17 protein-coding genes are annotated in these 17,414 nt (G+C 52.2%); 1 reads left to right on the forward strand and 16 read right to left on the reverse strand.

What is annotated here, in order from left to right; genetic code table 11:
• Positions 1 to 4: 4 nt before the first annotated feature.
• From ABT56_RS20715 to ABT56_RS20785, 15 genes are all read right to left on the reverse strand, one after another.
• Positions 5 to 1,741, reverse strand: a complete 1,737-nt coding sequence (locus ABT56_RS20715) for a Kae1-like domain-containing protein (RefSeq protein WP_047880830.1) — start codon at positions 1,739 to 1,741, stop codon at positions 5 to 7.
• 13 nt (positions 1,742 to 1,754) lie between these two features.
• Entirely contained in the window at positions 1,755 to 2,291 is a 537-nt protein-coding gene (locus ABT56_RS20720; protein ID WP_047880831.1) for a HyaD/HybD family hydrogenase maturation endopeptidase, read from the reverse strand.
• On the reverse strand, positions 2,288 to 2,971 hold the full coding sequence (gene cybH, locus ABT56_RS20725) for a Ni/Fe-hydrogenase, b-type cytochrome subunit (protein WP_047880832.1): 684 nt from the start codon (positions 2,969 to 2,971) through the stop codon (positions 2,288 to 2,290). Before cybH ends, ABT56_RS20720 begins: the two co-directional genes overlap by 4 nt.
• Positions 2,972 to 2,981: 10 nt before the next feature.
• A complete protein-coding gene (locus tag ABT56_RS20730) occupies positions 2,982 to 4,685 on the reverse strand; it encodes a nickel-dependent hydrogenase large subunit (protein ID WP_047880833.1) in 1,704 nt (567 codons plus the stop codon).
• A 2-nt stretch (positions 4,686 to 4,687) separates the two neighbouring features.
• Complete coding sequence (hyaA, locus tag ABT56_RS20735; protein WP_047880834.1) at positions 4,688 to 5,833, reverse strand: nickel-dependent hydrogenase small subunit; 1,146 nt, start codon at positions 5,831 to 5,833, stop codon at positions 4,688 to 4,690.
• 127 nt (positions 5,834 to 5,960) lie between these two features.
• Positions 5,961 to 6,305: a hydrogenase/urease nickel incorporation protein HypA gene (hypA, locus tag ABT56_RS20740; protein ID WP_047880835.1), complete on the reverse strand. Its 345-nt coding sequence runs from the start codon at positions 6,303 to 6,305 to the stop codon at positions 5,961 to 5,963.
• The gene (gene hypE / locus ABT56_RS20745) at positions 6,305 to 7,309 is read right to left on the reverse strand and encodes a hydrogenase expression/formation protein HypE (protein WP_047880836.1); all 1,005 of its coding nucleotides are present in this window, start codon (positions 7,307 to 7,309) and stop codon (positions 6,305 to 6,307) included. The genes hypA and hypE overlap by 1 nt, the downstream gene beginning before the upstream one ends.
• Positions 7,299 to 8,426, reverse strand: a complete 1,128-nt coding sequence (hypD, locus tag ABT56_RS20750) for a hydrogenase formation protein HypD (protein ID WP_047880837.1) — start codon at positions 8,424 to 8,426, stop codon at positions 7,299 to 7,301. Before hypD ends, hypE begins: the two co-directional genes overlap by 11 nt.
• Entirely contained in the window at positions 8,414 to 8,668 is a 255-nt protein-coding gene (locus ABT56_RS20755; protein ID WP_047880838.1) for a HypC/HybG/HupF family hydrogenase formation chaperone, read from the reverse strand. The genes hypD and ABT56_RS20755 overlap by 13 nt, the downstream gene beginning before the upstream one ends.
• A gap of 9 nt (positions 8,669 to 8,677) precedes the next feature.
• On the reverse strand, positions 8,678 to 9,394 hold the full coding sequence (gene hypB / locus ABT56_RS20760; RefSeq protein WP_047880839.1) for a hydrogenase nickel incorporation protein HypB: 717 nt from the start codon (positions 9,392 to 9,394) through the stop codon (positions 8,678 to 8,680).
• 640 nt (positions 9,395 to 10,034) lie between these two features.
• Complete coding sequence (locus tag ABT56_RS20765; RefSeq protein ID WP_047880840.1) at positions 10,035 to 10,532, reverse strand: 4Fe-4S binding protein; 498 nt, start codon at positions 10,530 to 10,532, stop codon at positions 10,035 to 10,037.
• Entirely contained in the window at positions 10,519 to 11,130 is a 612-nt protein-coding gene (locus ABT56_RS20770; RefSeq protein ID WP_047880841.1) for a molecular chaperone TorD family protein, read from the reverse strand. The genes ABT56_RS20765 and ABT56_RS20770 overlap by 14 nt, the downstream gene beginning before the upstream one ends.
• A gap of 78 nt (positions 11,131 to 11,208) precedes the next feature.
• Positions 11,209 to 12,060, reverse strand: a complete 852-nt coding sequence (locus ABT56_RS20775) for a dimethyl sulfoxide reductase anchor subunit family protein (protein ID WP_047880842.1) — start codon at positions 12,058 to 12,060, stop codon at positions 11,209 to 11,211.
• Positions 12,060 to 12,689, reverse strand: coding sequence for a DMSO/selenate family reductase complex B subunit (locus ABT56_RS20780; protein ID WP_047880843.1), 630 nt, complete (start codon positions 12,687 to 12,689; stop codon positions 12,060 to 12,062). The genes ABT56_RS20775 and ABT56_RS20780 overlap by 1 nt, the downstream gene beginning before the upstream one ends.
• Positions 12,689 to 15,136 carry a DmsA/YnfE/YnfF family dimethyl sulfoxide reductase gene (locus ABT56_RS20785; protein WP_047880844.1) on the reverse strand — a complete coding sequence of 816 codons (2,448 nt, stop codon included), beginning with the start codon at positions 15,134 to 15,136 and terminating at the stop codon, positions 12,689 to 12,691. The genes ABT56_RS20780 and ABT56_RS20785 overlap by 1 nt, the downstream gene beginning before the upstream one ends.
• A 623-nt stretch (positions 15,137 to 15,759) precedes the next feature.
• On the opposite strand from ABT56_RS20785, the gene ABT56_RS20790 reads away from it, so the two are divergent.
• Entirely contained in the window at positions 15,760 to 16,386 is a 627-nt protein-coding gene (locus ABT56_RS20790; RefSeq protein ID WP_047880845.1) for a hypothetical protein, read from the forward strand.
• 58 nt (positions 16,387 to 16,444) lie between these two features.
• Here the strand turns inward: ABT56_RS20790 and ABT56_RS20795 are convergent, their stop codons facing one another.
• The gene (locus tag ABT56_RS20795) at positions 16,445 to 16,846 is read right to left on the reverse strand and encodes a hypothetical protein (RefSeq protein ID WP_047880846.1); all 402 of its coding nucleotides are present in this window, start codon (positions 16,844 to 16,846) and stop codon (positions 16,445 to 16,447) included.
• Between the last annotated feature and the right edge of the window lie 568 nt (positions 16,847 to 17,414).

A 17,414-nucleotide genomic window follows, 5' to 3' on the forward strand; every position in this document is an offset into this window, starting at 1 on the left:
GTGCTTATCTCCGGCGACGCTGCTTGAGCAACAAGGCACCGACACTAAGATTGCTGCCATCGAGCATCAGGCGACGGTTGGCGAACAGGGAGAAGTTCTTGCCAACGCGTACCGCGATACGCTGGGCAAGGCACTCGTTGCCCATTTCATTACCCGCCAGCACGACCTGCTCGATACCATGCTTGCCGTCGAGGTGCTCGATCCACGTAGCCAGATAGTCAGCCAGAGAATCCATGATCCCAAACGCCAACTTGGGCACTAGGCTGTCATCCCCGTTGGTGGCAAGCCGAAAGGCCATGATACTGGCTAGAGTCTGGTAGAAATCCAACCCGCTTACCGGCGATGATTCATCAAAGGCAAAATCAATACGGTGCGCATTCTTGCCACGGTAGGCCAACGCCGCCGCGACGACCCGATCGGCCAACTGCTGCTTCGACAACCCCGATGACGCCAGCCCCATCACACAGGCGGCTGCCGCAAACAAGGTGGTGAGGTTATCGCGCTCGCCCTGAAACAAGGTATAGGCCATCTCAGCCATGGCATCGGGGTACTCGGTGGTGAAGCGGCCAACCAGCTCGCTACGCCCCCGCGTCTCCAACTCGTGAAGCAACTGCTCCCCCGTTTTGGGCAATGGGCGCAGCATAAAGAATACCTCGGTATTCAGGCGGTGATCGAGAACGGCAAGCTGACCGGGGGACTGGTCGCTAAAATACACCACGGCACTATTGCGCAACACGCCCGATTCAATATTGCCACCATGAAGCGCGCACAGCGCATGGGTTTCCCGCCCTGAGGTGTCAGGGGTATGCGACGAAAACATCACCTTGCCCTTAACCTTGCCCTTGTGCCAGTCGGCACGCAAACCACGGATTGTCGCGCTGTCATGCAGCGGCTCCTTGATCCCGAACAGCGGGTTGGGCAACGGCATTTGCGAGGCGTAAGCCAGCTCACTCCACTGGCCGTTAACCCAAGCTACCGCCATCTTGGCATCGCTGGTGTGGTAAAAGAGATAGTCCATCCCCTGCTGGCGCAGCACCTCGGCCAAAACAGACAGCGCCCGGCTCCAAGCAAAGCGCACATCATATAGGGTATGCACCAATGTTTGGTGATCCTCCTTGGCACGCAACGCAACCCGCGGCTTTTCCAAGCTCGATAACGCCAAGACATGGTGGTGATCTGCCGCAAAATGGGCAGAAAGCCGATTGGGGTTGCACACCAGAACCTGCGCCCGCAGGCCATCGGCAAACGGCGTGGTCCGGAAATCATAGCGGTGCCCTGCCCAAATCAGTTTCGCCTCACCGCAACGGCGCAACTGGGCAGCCAGCTCCTGCAAGCCGCCCAGCGAAACCTCGCCGGGTACGTGCTTTTCACCATGACACAGCGGGCATTCCAGCGCCATTTGGCCAAACAGGGATGACTGGTTGTCGGAAAACTGCGGATGGCAATGGTTGCAGAACGGCAATTGCACCATGAGGTGGCTGAGAGCGCTGCGGCTGCCGATCCGCTCCGCGACCTCCTCCATCTTGGCATCCGTCAACCAGATTGAGTAAAGGAAATCCTTGGCAACCGACGCAGCCAACGCTTCCAACTGGCTCTGGTTGCCCTCTGCTTCGAGAATAAAGCAGCTGTTGTGCCAAGCGATGGTGACCTGCAGTTCAGGATAATCAAGGTAGTGGTTGCACAACTGGGCGTAGAACGGCACCTTGCGCGAACAGGCAAAAGAAAATCGAATTAGCTTCATAGGACACCTGACATTAGCCGCGTTTGAATGAATCGGGGATCAAGGCATTGATATCGACATCGGCAACCCGCCGACACTCAATACCCAGCGAGCCCATATGGTCGAGCAGGGCTTTTTCCATCACCGGGATCGCCGCCTGAATTTTTCCTGTCAGACCTAAATGCATAGGCTCCAGCACGGTCGGCACCACGCCGACAATCCAGGTATCCGGCCGATCGCCCACCATCTCCATCATGATCAGGGTCTGCAGCATTTCCACTTCGTGGGCGCTGCCCTGCCAGTCGATTTCCGGCGGCGCATTATCAAAGTTGAAGTAATAGACCTGACCGGGCTCGACCCCGGCGGCATTGACGGTATCCACCACAACCAAGTGGTCATAGCGGGACAGGATCGGCGTCAGCCCCTGAGCCAGCGTGCCGCCGTCCAAGGTGTCGATTTGGTGTTCGGGATGACTAAAGCGGTAATTTTCAGCAATATAATTGACGAAGTGTACGCCGACTCCTTCGTCGGCGTACAAGACATTGCCAATACCAAGCAGCAATATCTTCATTCAGCGTGATCCTTACGGACGGATTTGTAATCGTAACCGGACAGGATCGAGTCGGCCGAACCGTTACGGAAGCGGATCCCGGTCCATACCACCATGTAGATGTGCATAAACACAAAGATGATGAAGGCCCATGTCACGTAGTGGTGCCACAAACGAACATTCGCGAGCCCACCCATCAGGCGAGTCAGGTAGTCCGTCACCGGCAGCAGCAAGGCCGCCAGACCACCGTGATAAACGTTGTCATACAGCATCAACCCCGTTACGCACATGAAGATGGCCAATGTCGAAATACCGGCATACACCATCAGCTGCAACGGACCGTAGGCACCGTGGTGCGGCGGCTTGCCCATCCACAAATACGCCTTGATCTGCTGAAGCCAGCTCTTGGTGCTCAGGGCATCACTGATAGAACGTCGTTCCACATTGCTGCGGCTAAAGAAGAACAGGTAGACCCGGGCCATCGTGATTGCCACCAGCATGAAGCCAAACACCTCATGGGCAAAACGGATCCAACCATTGACCAGCACGTCACTGCTGTCCGGTGCGACCAAAAACGGCCACGAGATATAAAAACCCGTGATCACCAAGGCCGTAATCGCCAAGGCCCGCAGCCAGTGGCAGACGCGGATAACAACAGAAAAGACCCGCTCTCGTTTATAGAGAACTTCTTCGGTACTCATCGCGAACTCCTTACAGTGCGTTAGGATCGATACGGAACTGGCTCAGAGACTGGCCCTTGTAGTCCATCACGTGTACCGAACAGGCCATGCACGGGTCAAAGGAGTGGATCACCCGCAAAATCTCCAACGGCTTGGTCGGATCATCCAGTTTCAGGCCAACCAGAGAAGCCTCGTACGGGCCCACCTTGCCATTGCCGTCACGCGGGCCGGCATTCCATGTGGTCGGCACCACGGCCTGATAGTTCTCGACCAAACCATTCTTGATACGAATCCAATGGCTCAGCAGGCCACGCGGCGCTTCGATCATCGCAAAGCCCTTGTACTCCTTAGCTGCATCGAGATCCGGCGCAATGTAGGTCGAGGTATCAGACTGGATATTGGTGACAAGGGCATCAAAGGTACGGTTACCATGACGGGCCTGCACCAAGGTATGCAGCATACGAGCCGCAGTACGGCCCAACGTGGTAAACAAGGCTTCCTTCGGCAACCCGGTACGGGCCAAGAAGTCATCGACAACCTCGACGACCTCCGGCACACCACGGCCGTAGTTCACCAGCATGGCGGCCAGCGGGCCGACTTCAACCGGCTCTCCGGCATAGCGCGGGGATTTCACCCATGAATATTTGCCCTCGCCGTCAACCGTCGGCAGCTTGCCATAAACGGTATCGCGCTCGACAAACGGGGTATGCTCGGGGATCGTCGTTCCATCAAGCGGATGCTGCGGGTGCGCCGCGTTATACCAAGAGTGAGTGACATCCTCTTCGATCTTGTACGGGTCGATATCCTCGACATTGGCCAAGTCGCCGTTGCGAACAATACCGCTCTTGAACAGGTGCTGGTTCTGGCCAACCAGTACATCATCGGTCGACATGAAGTTGCGCACGTTGACACCGCCGAGCACCGAGGTCTCTTTGCCGTAGGCGTCAGCCGCCATGATCAAATCAGCCTGGTAGGCACGCTCGATAAACTCCACCACCGTGGCCCTGCGCTGTTCCCACTCCTGGAGCCTTGCTGGGTTGATCATGTCACGGACACAGGTGATCCCACCAACCACTACCGATTGCGGGTGCGGGTTCTTGCCCCCCCAAATCGCCATCATTTCGGCCACAACACGCTGAATTTCCAACGCCTTGAAATAGTGAGACAAACCAATCAGGTTCTGCTCCGGCGTAAACGAATACGACGGGTTCCCCCAATAGGCATTGGCAAATGGCCCAAGCTTGCCGGTATCGACAAACTTCTTCACTTTCTCTTGCACCGCACGCAGCTCGCCTTCACCGGCAGCCATCGGGGTATCGGAATACTTCATTGCTACCTGGGCGGCCTTGGCTGGATCCGCCTTCAGGGCAGAAACAACATCTATCCAGTCGAGGCCGTGCAGGATATAGAAGTGCACGATATGGTCATGCATGTGCAGTGCTTCGAGCATCATCGAACGCAAGTACTGGGCATTCATCGGAACGGCCGCGCCAATGGCATTTTCCACCGCCATGGTGCCGCACAGGTAATGCGAGAAGGTACAAACACCGCAGATGCGCTGAACCAACAAACCGACGTCAAACGGCGTACGGCCCTTGAGGATGATCTCCAGCCCGCGGAACAAGGTCGAAGACGCCCACGCCTTTTCGATCACATTGTTCTCGTCGACCTCGACTTCAATGCGAAGGTGCCCTTCAATGCGGGTGATAGGGTCAATTACAACACGTTTGCTCATTCTTAGTTGTCCTCATCGTTATACGTACCGGCAAAGAAGCTACCCACTGCGTGAGCGCCAATTCCTACCGCGGTCAGGCCAAGGGTGACGGCCCCAATAGTGTCCGCCGTCGCATCCAGACCATGCAACAGCTGGCGGCCCAGCGGCTTTTCGAAATCCGCCATGTCATCCCAAAAATCCGGCTCGGAGCAACCAATACAGCCGTGACCGGCCAAAACAGGCCAACTGGTATGGTTGTTGAAACGCACCTGCGGGCAGTTGTTGTAGGTGTAAGGCCCCTTGCATCCCATTTTGTATAGGCAATAACCGTTCTCTGCACTGACATCACCGAACTCTTCGACAAATTCACCGGCGTCAAAATGGCCGCGTCGTTCGCAGTTGTCATGCACTCGGGCCCCGTAAGCCCATTTCGGACGGTTGAAAGTATCAAGGGCCGGCAACTTGCCGAACATGATGAAATACATCAGGGTGCCGACAATGTTCGAAGAACTCGGCGGGCAACCACCTAGGTTGATCACCGGGCGGTCAACCACGGCATGGACACCTTTGGCACCAGTTGGGTTAGGCTTGGCGGCCTGTACCCCGCCGAACGACGCACAGGTACCAACCGAAATAATGGCTGCCGCCCCTGCCGCAGCCTCCTGCACCATCTCCAAGCCAGTACGACCTTTGCAGCCCAAGGTAAGGAAAGCCCCCCCGTTAGCGGTCGGAACAGCACCCTCAACTGCCAGCAGGTACTGGCCCTTGTAGTTGCGCATCGCCGCATCAAGGTTTTCTTCCGCCTGCCAGCCTGCTGCGGCCATCAAGGTCTCCTGATACTCAAGCGACACATGATCAAAAATCAGCGTGCTGACATCCGGGGTTGATGAACGGATCAAGGACTCTGAACACCCGGTACATTCGGCCATGTGCAGCCAGATCAAAGGTACCCGATCTGCCAGCTCGGCAGCCTCGGCCACCAACGAGCTAAAGGGCATAGGCAGTGCCAACGCGGCCGTCATGGTCGCGCTCCACACAAGAAATTCCCGGCGGCTAATACCATTTTCAGCCAAGCGCTCTTGCAAAGGCTGTTGTTTATTACTGGGGAGTTGGCGCAGCTGTTCTAGCCGGGCCTTACCCAGCTCGTAGAGGGCAGCATGTGTATCCATTGCTCATCCTTATTATTATGGGTTGGTTGTTTCTGTGGTATCGATGGCCGCCAGCCCGATAAGGCAGACGGCCCAAGGAATCTCATGCGAAAAAAAAGACGAGAGTAAACCCGTCATGTTGCAGGGCTCAGGTTTCCAGCTCCAGCTGCATCAGCAGCAGCTCCTCACCATCAATGACATCGGTATCCCGACTGTTACAGTGCGGGCAGATCACCTGCCGTGTCTCCATCACCGATTCATGCCCACATTCACGACAGCGGATCACCAGAGGCTGAATTTGCATCTCGAGCACGGCATCGCGGCATACCCCTTCTTGCTTGAACGTCTCAAACGCCGTCTCCAACAACGCAGGCTCCACGCCGCTAAGCTGGCCGACCTTGATGGCGACCCGTGTCACTCGGTTCGCCTGATTCTCGCGGGCATGGCGTTCACACTGGTCGATCAGCGCGCTGACAATAGAGTATTCATGCATCAGCAAATCCTCGGTAACAGCTCCCCCTGCGGGGCATCAAGGTAGCGCAGGCTGCCCCACGGGGTAGTCAGCAGAACCCGGCCAATCTGGCGCTGGTCCACACAGCCAATCACCGCCGCCTCTGGGCAACAAGAAAAATGACGCATCACGGCCAGTGCCACTTCGGCCTGCTCGGCTGGCAGGGCCAGAACGAACGTCCCTTCGTTGGCGAGATCAAACGGTTCCATGCCGTATAGCTCACACAGGCCCCGCACCTCGTCACGAACCGGAATCGCCTTTTCATCCAGCGTGATACCGATACCAGCGGTACGGGCCCATTCATTGACGACCGCCGACAGACCGCCCCGGGTCGCATCGCGCATGGCATGGATATCAATGCCCGCCGCAATCAATGCCTCGACCACCGGCCACAAGGTGGCGCAGTCACTTTGCAGATCCGAACTCAGTTCCAGCCCCTCGCGGTTCATCAGCACCGTTGCGCCGTGGCAGCCAATATCGCGCGACACGATAATGGCATCCCCTTCGCGGATCTGATGGGCTGAAATGCCCGGCCGCCGCAACTGGCCCAAGCCTGCGGTATTGATGAAGATGCCATCGGCACAACCGCGCGGCACCACTTTGGTATCGCCGCACACAACCAGCGCCCCGCTGACCTGAAGCTCTTTGGCCATGCTCTCGACAATGGTGCCGAGGGTTTCAATCGCCAACCCTTCTTCCAAAATAAAGCTGCAGCTGAGATAGAGCGGCTGGGCCCCCATCATCGCGAGATCATTGACGGTACCGGCCACCGCCAGTTTGCCGATATCGCCACCGTTGAAAATCAGCGGTGACACCGTAAAGCTATCGGTCGTGAAAGCGGTCTGGTTCGACAGCGACAATACCGCCGCGTCTTCTTCCTGCCGCAAGACCTCATTGTCGAACGCAGAAAAGAACATTCCCTTGATCAACTGGTTCATTTCTTCGCCGCCGCCACCGTGGCTCAGTTGGATATATTTATCTTTCATTCAGCACTCCTTGATATCGGTAATAGGCGTTGCAGGCTCCCTCCGAGCTCACCATACAGCTGCCAAGCGGGCGCTGCGGGGTGCATCCCCGGCCAAACACTCGGCAGTCTGCGGGCTTGGCAAGACCACGGAGAATATCGCCGCACTGGCACGCTTTGTGGTCGTCAATTTCGCGATCGGTAAGAACGGCACCGAACTGACGTTCGGCATCACGATGGGCATACTCGGGCTTGAGGCGAAGTGCGGAATGGGCAATGGGCCCCAACCCACGCCAGCGGAACGCGTCGCGGGTTTCAAAGTAAGTATTCACCAACTGCTGGGCTGGAACGTTCCCATCAGGGCTAACAGCACGGCTATACTGGATATCGACCCTCGCCTCGCCGGCCACTTTCTGCCGAACCAGACGCAAGACCGACTCCATCACATCGACCGGCTCAAACCCCGCCACAACCACAGGAGTGGCAAAGTTATCCACCAGCGGCTGGTAAATCTTCGCCCCCTGAATCACGCTAACGTGCGACGGGCCGATAAAGGCATTGACCTGCACTTGGGGATCATCCATTACCGCATTGACGGCAGGGGGCACCAAGACATGGTTGATATGGAACAGCAAGTTGGTGACCCCGCGTGACTCGGCCTGCTGCAACAGCACGGCAGTCATCGGGGTTGAGGTTTCAAAACCGATGGCAAAGAAAACGACAGTTTTGGTTGGGTTGTCCTGCGCGATGCGCAATGCATCGAGCGGATCATAGAGGGGGCGCACATCGCCGCCACGGGCGCGGCATTGGGCCAGACTCCCCTGCGAGCCCGGCACCCGAATCATGTCCCCCAGCGTCACCAGAATCACATCCGGCTGCATTGCCAGCGTCACGGCGTGATCAATCCGCTCTTTGGGCATGACGCACACCGGACAGCCTGGACCATGGATGAACTGGATGTTATCGGGCAGCAGCGCCTTGAGGCCAAACTTCATAATGGTATGGGTATGACCGCCACACACTTCCATGATATTGAGCGGGGCGGCAAGATCCTCGGCCTCATCCTTGATGGTACGCGCCAGATGACGCACCGTTTCCGGATTGCGGAAACCGTCATAAAGCTGCTTTATATCGAGCATGGTTCGTTTCCATCCTCGAGCTTATCAATCATTTCCTGATAGAGCGCAAGGCTTAGCTCGGCATCGGCCTTGTCGATCTTATTCATCACAAAACCGATGTGGATCAAGACATAGTCGCCGATCGCCAATGGCTCCATGTACAAATGACGGCTGACTTTGCGTTGCACCCCGAGCGATTCAACCGTGACGCTCAGATCATCATCGTCGATAGCGATAATTTTCGATGGCACTGACAAACACATAGTGCCTCCTCACTGAATCTGGCTGTTAAGCCAATCCACAACAGGGACCAATGTCTCGGGCTGTTTTACCGACACTTCAAGAACCACGGCGTTGGGGTTGAGCTTTGCAACCTGCTCGCGTGCTTCCTCGACACTGAAATCAAAATACGGCAGCAAATCGCACTTGGTCAGCAGAACCAGATCAGCACGGCGGAACATCACCGGGTATTTTTCAATTTTGTCATCGCCTTCGGGAACCGAAACCAAAACAATATTCTTATGGGTACCCACATCGTAACTGGCAGGGCAAACCAAGTTGCCGACATTTTCAACAAAGCAGATATCCAGATTATCCAGCGGGAGATGATGCAGCGCGCCGTGGACCATAAACGCATCCAGATGGCAGGCCGATCCGGTTTGAATTTGGTAGGCAGCAATACCCTGAGCCTGCAAGCGATCGGCATCGCGCGAGGTTTCCAAATCGCCTTCAATCACGGCATAACGTAGTGAGGTGTGTTGGTGCAAGTGCTCAAGAAGGGTCGTCTTGCCGCTGCCCGGGCTGCTCATCAAATTGAATGCCGAGACCCCGTGCGACTCAAAATGCTGGCGGTTGTGCGCCGCTTCGAGATCATTTTTATCGAGTATTTTATGGATAACTCTCAGCGTTTTCTTATCATTTAGCTGCGGATTTTGGACTATATCGTGGTGATGATGATCAGTTAAAGAACAACCACAGTCTTTGCACATAAATACTCCAAACACATTCTATTTATTAATTTACTTTTTTCAGTCACATTTAAAGAAATATAAATATTTCTATTTAAACTCAATAAGAATGTATAAATGGGAATATCTAAAAAACATGCAAGACCGCCCAAATATTATATTCAGACCCTTCAGTACAAAATCTTAAAGACAACACCCAACCGCATGGATCATTATCGGAAAAATAAGATCACATGCGCCACTTCAAATAAAGAGAGTTATTAATATGACTCTTATTGGCCATATTATTCCTGAGGAAATGCTCTATAAACACATAAAACATCAATCTAATATTGTATTTTTATGTCTTTATGGAATGAGATAAGCTGTTGATGAGAATGATTATTAAGTATAGAGAGAAATAGAAGGAGGCTCTTCAGCTCATAAAAACTGTCTTAAACACCATAATTTCCATGGAAGAACAGAGACGATATATAAATAAAAACCATAACTGCGCAGCTAAAAGTCATGAAAATCATGATTAAACTAAAAGCTCAACAAGACAAAAACATCGATAATTTATAAGAGGGAGAAATTAAAAACAAACATACCAAGCAACCTCATATCTTATTACTTGCGGCTCTTAAATAAGCCTCATAAATACGATGGTGCTTGGGTATATTTATCGTTTGAGTTGAAAGCTAATCATGCTGGTATAACAGCTTTGGGCACATTGCCCGCAACCATTGCACTTATCGGCATCAATAAACGGCTTGGCATCGTCTTGCCATATTAATGCCCCGTATTGGCAACTGTCTTCACAACTACCGCAGTAGCCGTAGAGGTTTTCGCAGCTATTGGATACCGTCGCCACCAACCCCGTACTGATCTTTTGGCCGGACAGCGCAAGCGTCGGGCAGGCCTGCTGGCACTGCCCGCACAAGTCACAAAAAGCATAGCTAATATCAATGGCTGCCACGCCCCCTGCCATTTCGATAATTTGATTGGGGCATGCCGCCGCGCACTGGCCGCAACCATCGCACAGGCGAACAAACATCGACTCCTCAACCGCAAAAGGCGGACGCGCGTTCATACGCGGCTCGCTTCGCGGTTGCACGGCCGGGCGGCAGAGCCCGAATAGCCGACGCTTGCTATGATCAATCACTTCAGAGTGCGGCATCCAGATAATCTCGCTTGGTTGGCACCACAACGTGGTAATGATCGCACAGTGCTCCCAGCACATCCGCCGTTACCTCAGCTAGTAAGGCATAAGGGGTCTGGGCGGCGGCAACCGCAAAACGCCGATTAAAAAAGCCGAACCATGTCATCAGGTGTTCGCCCAACAGTTCTCGGGCCAGCTCCTCGCGGCCCGACTCAAGCAACATCCCGAGCACCATCAGCATCAGCCCGATCTGGTCTTCAGGCTCACGCTGCGCCGAGTCCAGCACAAAGCCGCAACGCTGCAAAAAGTACCGGTAAACAATAGTGGATTCGCCAAACAGCACCGCTTCCCGATCCAAATACGCAGAGCCCCACGGCGGAGCAGGCATCTCGCCTATCCCCGAAAACAAACGGTCGTGTTCGAGCTGCAACATGGATAGATCCTCAGCAGAAAAACGGGCAAGCACCTCGTTCAACGCAGCAACAGGCGTATCGACACTGTGGAGCAGCGCATCCAGATTAGCCGCAGCATAATCTTTGGGCTGGTAGTAAAACAACGCCCCGAACAATTTGAGTACAACGCTGAGATCTTGTTGTTCAAGCTGGCTAATTTGCATGACGTACCTTTGATGTCTGGTGGGTAATATCAAAAAAATCGGGCGGAATAGCACCGCTACCCCGCCCGCTCATGGCTGTTAGTACAAGCCAGAGGTAAAGTGCATACCATAGAACACGTTGCGGCCAAGGATCTCGGCTACGAACAGCACGACAAAGGCCATGACCACGAACAGGTTCTTCTGGCGTTCCGGCGCAGCAAACAGCTCGGCATACAGCCATAGCGCCGCGGCCGCAGCCAACAGCACTACATGCCCGGCAACGTAGCCTGATAGCTGGGTGATCTGCTGCAAGCCGCTGTGAATAGCCGTTGAGATCCCGGCAAAATACAAGGTATGCATCACGGCAAACGCAATGTTGAGGGCGATCAGCGTTACGCCAGCCCACATCATGCTGCGGTTGATCCCTTCTGCCGACACATTCAGAACATTAAGCAGGGTGTAACCAAACATCAGGCCAGAGGTCACCACGGTGAACCAGAATGCCACCGTGGTCATCGACGTGTACCAAGCCGGTACGGTTTCGATCTGGTATACGTTCGCCATCGCAAACATGAAAACCACACCGACAACAATCGACAGACCGTTGATGCTCTTGCGGATCCCCTCGCTACCGATCTTCAGTACCGTCATCAACCAGTACAACCCCGCCAAAGAGAGGAATCCCGCACCGGTCAGGATCTCGTTGGACAAGGCGGCACTGCCTACTCGGTTAAGAGCATTAAAGGCGCGCAGCGGGCTGCCCAGGTGCGTGGTGGAAAAGATGAACCCCACCCCCATCAGAACCAACACCGCAAAGCGGGCGATATTCATCCTCGCTTCAGAGATAGAAGGCAATTTGCTGAATGTCTGGAACCCGTTCATGGTCAAATGCGCACCGACCGCAGTTTGGGCCAGAACCGTAAAGGCGACTAATGGCGCTTCGTATAACATTATTTCACCTCTCTTGGATTCTGGAGGAAACCGGTACGGTCATTGGTTGGGCGACCATTAGGGTTCAGCTTAACAATCAGATTCGGGCTGGTAATGCGAGAGTCTGGCAGAGGTGCCACATCGGCATTGGAGCCGTACTTCGCACGCAGCTCATCAATTGGGCCGAATTCGATCGCACGCAGCGGGCAGCTATCGACGCAAATAGGCATCAAGCCTTCTGCGACACGCTCGTAGCAGCCATCGCACTTAGTCATGTGGCCTTTTTCCTCGCTGTACTGCGGCGCACCGTAAGGACACGCCATATGGCATGACTTACAGCCGATGCAGACGCTTTCGTCAACCACAACAAAGCCGTCTTCCTCGCGCTTGTGCATCGCCCCCGACGGGCAGACTTTGGTACAGGCCGGGTTCGAACAGTGGTTACAGGAAATCGACAGGTAGTAGGCAAACACATTCTGGCGGAATGCCCCATCCTGCTCGGTCCAGTTACCGCCTACATACTCGTACACACGGCGGAAGTTGCGGTCGACGCCAAGATCTTTGTTGTCCTTGCAAGAAAGCTGGCATGTTTTGCAACCCGTACACTTGCTGGAATCAATGTAAAAGCCATACTGCTTCGCGGTGCTCATTATTTGGCCCCCATTTTCTTAATTAGCGTCACTTCAACGAGGTTGGTATGGCTTGGGTTGGATTTCGCCAACGGGCTAGGACGCTGCGTGGTCAGCACGTTAATCGAGCCAGCTTGGTCAACACCTTTGGCATTCGGTGCATACCATGCCCCCTCACCCAGACCGACAACATGCGGCATAATGCGAGGCGTGACTTTCACGCGAACGTTCATCTCGCCGAACTTGCTGCGTACGCTGACCAAATCGCCGTTTTCAATACCGCGCTCGGTGGCGTCTACCGGGTTGATCCACAATTCCTGTGGAGCAGCCGCTTTCAGGATATCGACATTACCGTAGGTCGAGTGGGCACGCGCCTTGTAGTGGAAACCGGTAAGCTGAAGCGGGTAAGTCTTGCGATCCGGCGAATCCCAACCGTTGAAGGTCGAGACATATTCCGGCAGCGGGGTGATCGACTCATCCGGGTCAAGCTCCCACTCCTCGCTGATTTTGGCCAGCGTCTCCGAGTATATTTCGATCTTGCCCGATGGTGACGGAAGCGGGTTGGCCTCCGGATCACGGCGGAAGTCCTCAAACGCCACATGCGGACGGTCGAATTGCTTCTTGTAGATCCCCTGCTTTCTCATCTCGTCGTATGCCGGCAAGTTAGGATCGTTATTTTGCTTAACTGTTTCGGCGTACATCCATTGCAGCCACTCTTCCTGAGTGCGGCCTTCGGTGAACTCGTCAAACACACCCATGCGTTTGGCAACGCCGGACATGATCTCGTAAATTGGCTTGCACTCGAAACGCGGCTCAATCGCCTGGCTGGCAAAAATAAAGTAAGGCATAGATGCCGCAGCACCGTCCATACAGAAGTCAGACTGCTCTGAGGTGGTGCAGTCCGGCAGCACGATATCGGCGTATTTGGCTGATGACGTCATGTGGTTGTCGATCACCACAATCATTTCACACGCTTTTTCGTCTTGCAGAATATCGTGAGTACGGTTGATATCAGAATGCTGGTTGATCAGGCAGTTACCTGCGTAGTTCCAGATAAACTTGATATTGTTGTTTAGCTTCTTCACCCCTTTGATGCCGTCAGTCAGATCGGTCATCTGGGTGCCACGGAAAATCGCATCGGTCCACAGGAACATAGGAATAGACGCGGTGATCGGGTTCGGCACTTTAGGGAAGCGCTGGAACGGGTAGGAATGGTTACCTTCGCGGGCACCAGTACCACCGCCTTGCAAGCCAACCTGACCGCGAAGCAGCGACAGCATCATGATTGCCTTACAGGCTTGTTCGCCGTTAGCTGAGCGCTGCAGGCCCCAACCCTGTGTGATGTAAATACGTTTAGCATCACCGATTTCAACTGCCAGCTTGGTGATCACATCAGCCGGAATACCGGTAATTGGCTGTGCCCACTCAGGCGTTTTGGCAATACCGTCTGGGCCCGTGCCCATGATGTAATCTTTGTAGCTGCCATTTTCCGGCGCCGAGGCCGGTAGCGTTTTGCGGTCGTAGCCGACACAGTAGCGGTCAAGGAAGTCCTGATCGACCTTGTCCTTGCTGATCAAGACATGCGCGATTGCTGCCACCAAGGCCGCATCGGTACCGTGCTTGATCGGGATCCACTGATCTTCTCGGCCTGCCGCCGTATCCGTGTATCGAGGGTCAATGCAGATCGTACGTGTCTGGCTGATATTCTTCGCGTCCACATAGTTGTGGACTTGGCCACCACCGGACATCCGTGTTTCTGCCGGGTTGTTACCAAACATCAGGCAAAGATCGGCATTTTGGATATCGTCAATCGAGTTGTTATCGACCCATGTACCGTAAAAGTACTCAGACATACATTCGATGTTAGCCGCAGAGTAATCACCATAATGGTTCAGGTAACCGCCGCACAGGTTCATCATCCGGGCAACCAGTGTTGCACTTGGATCCCAGCTCTTGGTCACGGTACCGCCCAGCGTACCCGTACCATAGTTCAGGTACACGGCATCGTTACCGTAATCCTTGATGATACGCTGCAGATTATCGCCAATCAGATCATAGGCTTCATCCCAGGTAATACGCTTGAACTTGCCCTCGCCACGCTTACCTACACGAAGAAGTGGGTATTTTAAACGGTCTGGCGCGTAAACACGGCGGCGCATAGAACGGCCACGCAGACAGGCGCGCACCTGATGATTGTGGTTATACACATCATCACCTGTGTTATCGGTTTCCACCCACTTGATCTCACCATCAACCACATGCATGCGCAGCGGGCAACGAGAGCCGCAGTTCACCGTACATGCCGACCAGACGATTTTCTCATCTGGCTTGGCTGGGGTTTCTTTCGCTACAGCCTTGGTTGCGAAAGGCAAAGACAGCGCGTTTCCTGCCAGCGCCAATGCACCCAGTGCAGAGCCGCCCTTTAATGCATCGCGCCGCGTAATATTTAACTTACCATTTTGGCTCATGGTTTTTCCTAATTTCCGGTTTGAATTAGATAGTGGCGCTTAATTAATAGCTTTAGACAGGAAAGAACACGGATAAAATAAGCAAGCCATAACTTATTGTTATGTATCACTTACAAAAGCTATCAATTAAGCAAGCTCGCCAAGCCAAATAACAAGGCTCAACAGACAACCACTACTGACAACTCTATATGTGTTACAACCCACTGTGTTGACCACAATCAATTTATAAAATGACACTAGGTGGAATCTTACATTCCATTTTGGCATTTATTATTAATGGGATATTAATAACACAATCAATGGTAATAATAATCGTTACCAAACACTCATAGATATATTACAAGCAGTTGTTTTTAAAGGTGTTTATATAATGGTGATTTATTGTAAACACAAAAACAAAATTCGACACCACAAAGCAAAGCCATATATTACTCATACCAAGAAGAAATAATCGAACGAAGAATAGAAGCCATTTTATGCGCCTATTTTGATTATGGATTAATCAAGTCAGTAAAATAACAATAGACAGCAAATTATAATGACATTGCTAGCATTATTTAGTCTCCGACTTCATTTACTTATTGATATATAGATATTTTAGCCATACTATCCATTATCTTTTTATGACATTAAAAACACGAATGATAATATATAAAATTTTCAAAAATAATGATGTGATTGTATGTATTGACTCCGCAGATATCAATGCTGAAAAACAATCTGATGATTTACTTAAAAATGGATATGATTATTGTTACAAAGTAAACGCCAGCACTGAAAATGAAGCCATTATAAAATTCAAAGAAAAAGAACGATTGAAAAAAATATCTATGATAAAGGGTGTCGTTCTCGGATTGCTCGCATTGTTTCTGTGGTACATGCCCATTGCCTACGAGATCCCCCAGAGCTTCGACTCCACATGCAGTTTTTGGAAGGTTATGTGGTATGAGGGCATATTTTCCCCATCGCAACATTACTACAACTACTACACATACCCAGCCGAATCATTAGAGGAGATAACACCCTTTTTTGTTATCTCTGTCGTGCTGTTTATCCTCTCGGCATTAGTGAGAACAAAAGCATTTGCCATTATCTCATCACTCGCCTTCTCCGCCATCATCGCCATCACTGCGCTTGATGTTTATTACCACGTTAATGGTTACTGTATCTACTGGGGCTACTATGGCTTGGTGTTAGTTTCACTATTGAGCTTGAAATATAGCTTATCTATGAAGACAGAAAGTCAATAATATTTTATGCCAGCTAATTTCGTATAAGCGCATTAGCTGGCAATTTTCATTAAAACGATCAATCTTTCTTTGCCCATTGTGATTTGAACACAAAAAAGAAAAACAGCATGAACACAAAATCATTGAGCCCGTAGATGGTATAGAAAATGCCCGCAAACAAATCGGCATCATAGACAGCAGAAAGGCTATTGGACGCTATCCATTTTACCCAAACGACAACATACACCAGCTTCTCTAAGGTAAATGCCCCCGCCAGCCATGTGATATTGGCTTTTATCGTCGCCGCCCCCAGATAGGCAAGCCCCCATACCATAATCATCAACAAGCCAAAATTAGACATCACAACAGGGTCAAACTCGTTGATCACACTATTGCTCAAGGCCCGCGAAAAGACTAACACCCCACCTATATTCATTGCCGCCGCAGCAGCAAGTCCGAGCCTCACGGTATTTATGTTCATTGTTTACTCCTACAGAGCCAAGAATCTGGAAGTCTGGCAAGATACTCATCGCTTACACACAAATTGTTAGTATACAACCAACGCGCAGTCCTCAGCCCCACAACAAGCCATCACAAACATGTACTTCTGAGATAGAAACTTAACTCGCTGTTCGCACAGTCATAAGGTAAACGTATATACCCAATTAGACATAATTTGGATATAAAAAACCAACAGCTAAGTCGGCTTTTTAAATGTGCGAGGCTGGAACGTATGCAACGAAAGATGGTAACCAGCAAGAACTGTCTCTTTGCTCAAGGGAAGCCTGTTTAAGGTCTACAGGCTATCTTTTTCAATGAGCAAACTCAGGTTTGGACATAACCTTGTCAGTGGCTTTGCTAATTTAGAAGAACATGAATTAGCTCAAGTATGGTAATCCTCTAGTTTGCTGACCAAATTCATCTTTCCACTACACTTTCAAATTCACTGAAACTACAATAAATCATGGTTTGTTCACAGTTTTAAACAAGAGTTAAGTCCCCATTTAATGACTCATAAATCGCTCAAAAAGCGTCACAAACTTTCAATC

Source organism: Photobacterium aquae (assembly GCF_001029445.1).
In the GTDB taxonomy this organism is placed as follows: Bacteria; Pseudomonadota; Gammaproteobacteria; order Enterobacterales; family Vibrionaceae; genus Photobacterium; species Photobacterium aquae.

Coding starts and splice junctions, on each gene's coding strand:
- ABT56_RS20780 (WP_047880843.1), bottom strand. CDS start 12,689: ATGAGCACCGCGAAGCAGTATGGCTTTTACATTGATTCCAGCAAGTGT.
- ABT56_RS20730 (WP_047880833.1), bottom strand. CDS start 4,685: ATGAGCAAACGTGTTGTAATTGACCCTATCACCCGCATTGAAGGGCAC.
- ABT56_RS20755 (WP_047880838.1), bottom strand. CDS start 8,668: ATGTGTTTGTCAGTGCCATCGAAAATTATCGCTATCGACGATGATGAT.
- ABT56_RS20720 (WP_047880831.1), bottom strand. CDS start 2,291: ATGAAGATATTGCTGCTTGGTATTGGCAATGTCTTGTACGCCGACGAA.
- hyaA (WP_047880834.1), bottom strand. CDS start 5,833: ATGGATACACATGCTGCCCTCTACGAGCTGGGTAAGGCCCGGCTAGAA.
- ABT56_RS20775 (WP_047880842.1), bottom strand. CDS start 12,060: ATGTTATACGAAGCGCCATTAGTCGCCTTTACGGTTCTGGCCCAAACT.
- ABT56_RS20765 (WP_047880840.1), bottom strand. CDS start 10,532: ATGCCGCACTCTGAAGTGATTGATCATAGCAAGCGTCGGCTATTCGGG.
- hypB (WP_047880839.1), bottom strand. CDS start 9,394: ATGTGCAAAGACTGTGGTTGTTCTTTAACTGATCATCATCACCACGAT.
- cybH (WP_047880832.1), bottom strand. CDS start 2,971: ATGAGTACCGAAGAAGTTCTCTATAAACGAGAGCGGGTCTTTTCTGTT.
- ABT56_RS20770 (WP_047880841.1), bottom strand. CDS start 11,130: ATGCAAATTAGCCAGCTTGAACAACAAGATCTCAGCGTTGTACTCAAA.
- hypA (WP_047880835.1), bottom strand. CDS start 6,305: ATGCATGAATACTCTATTGTCAGCGCGCTGATCGACCAGTGTGAACGC.
- ABT56_RS20785 (WP_047880844.1), bottom strand. CDS start 15,136: ATGAGCCAAAATGGTAAGTTAAATATTACGCGGCGCGATGCATTAAAG.
- hypD (WP_047880837.1), bottom strand. CDS start 8,426: ATGCTCGATATAAAGCAGCTTTATGACGGTTTCCGCAATCCGGAAACG.
- hypE (WP_047880836.1), bottom strand. CDS start 7,309: ATGAAAGATAAATATATCCAACTGAGCCACGGTGGCGGCGGCGAAGAA.
- ABT56_RS20795 (WP_047880846.1), bottom strand. CDS start 16,846: ATGAACATAAATACCGTGAGGCTCGGACTTGCTGCTGCGGCGGCAATG.
- ABT56_RS20790 (WP_047880845.1), top strand. CDS start 15,760: ATGACATTAAAAACACGAATGATAATATATAAAATTTTCAAAAATAAT.
- ABT56_RS20715 (WP_047880830.1), bottom strand. CDS start 1,741: ATGAAGCTAATTCGATTTTCTTTTGCCTGTTCGCGCAAGGTGCCGTTC.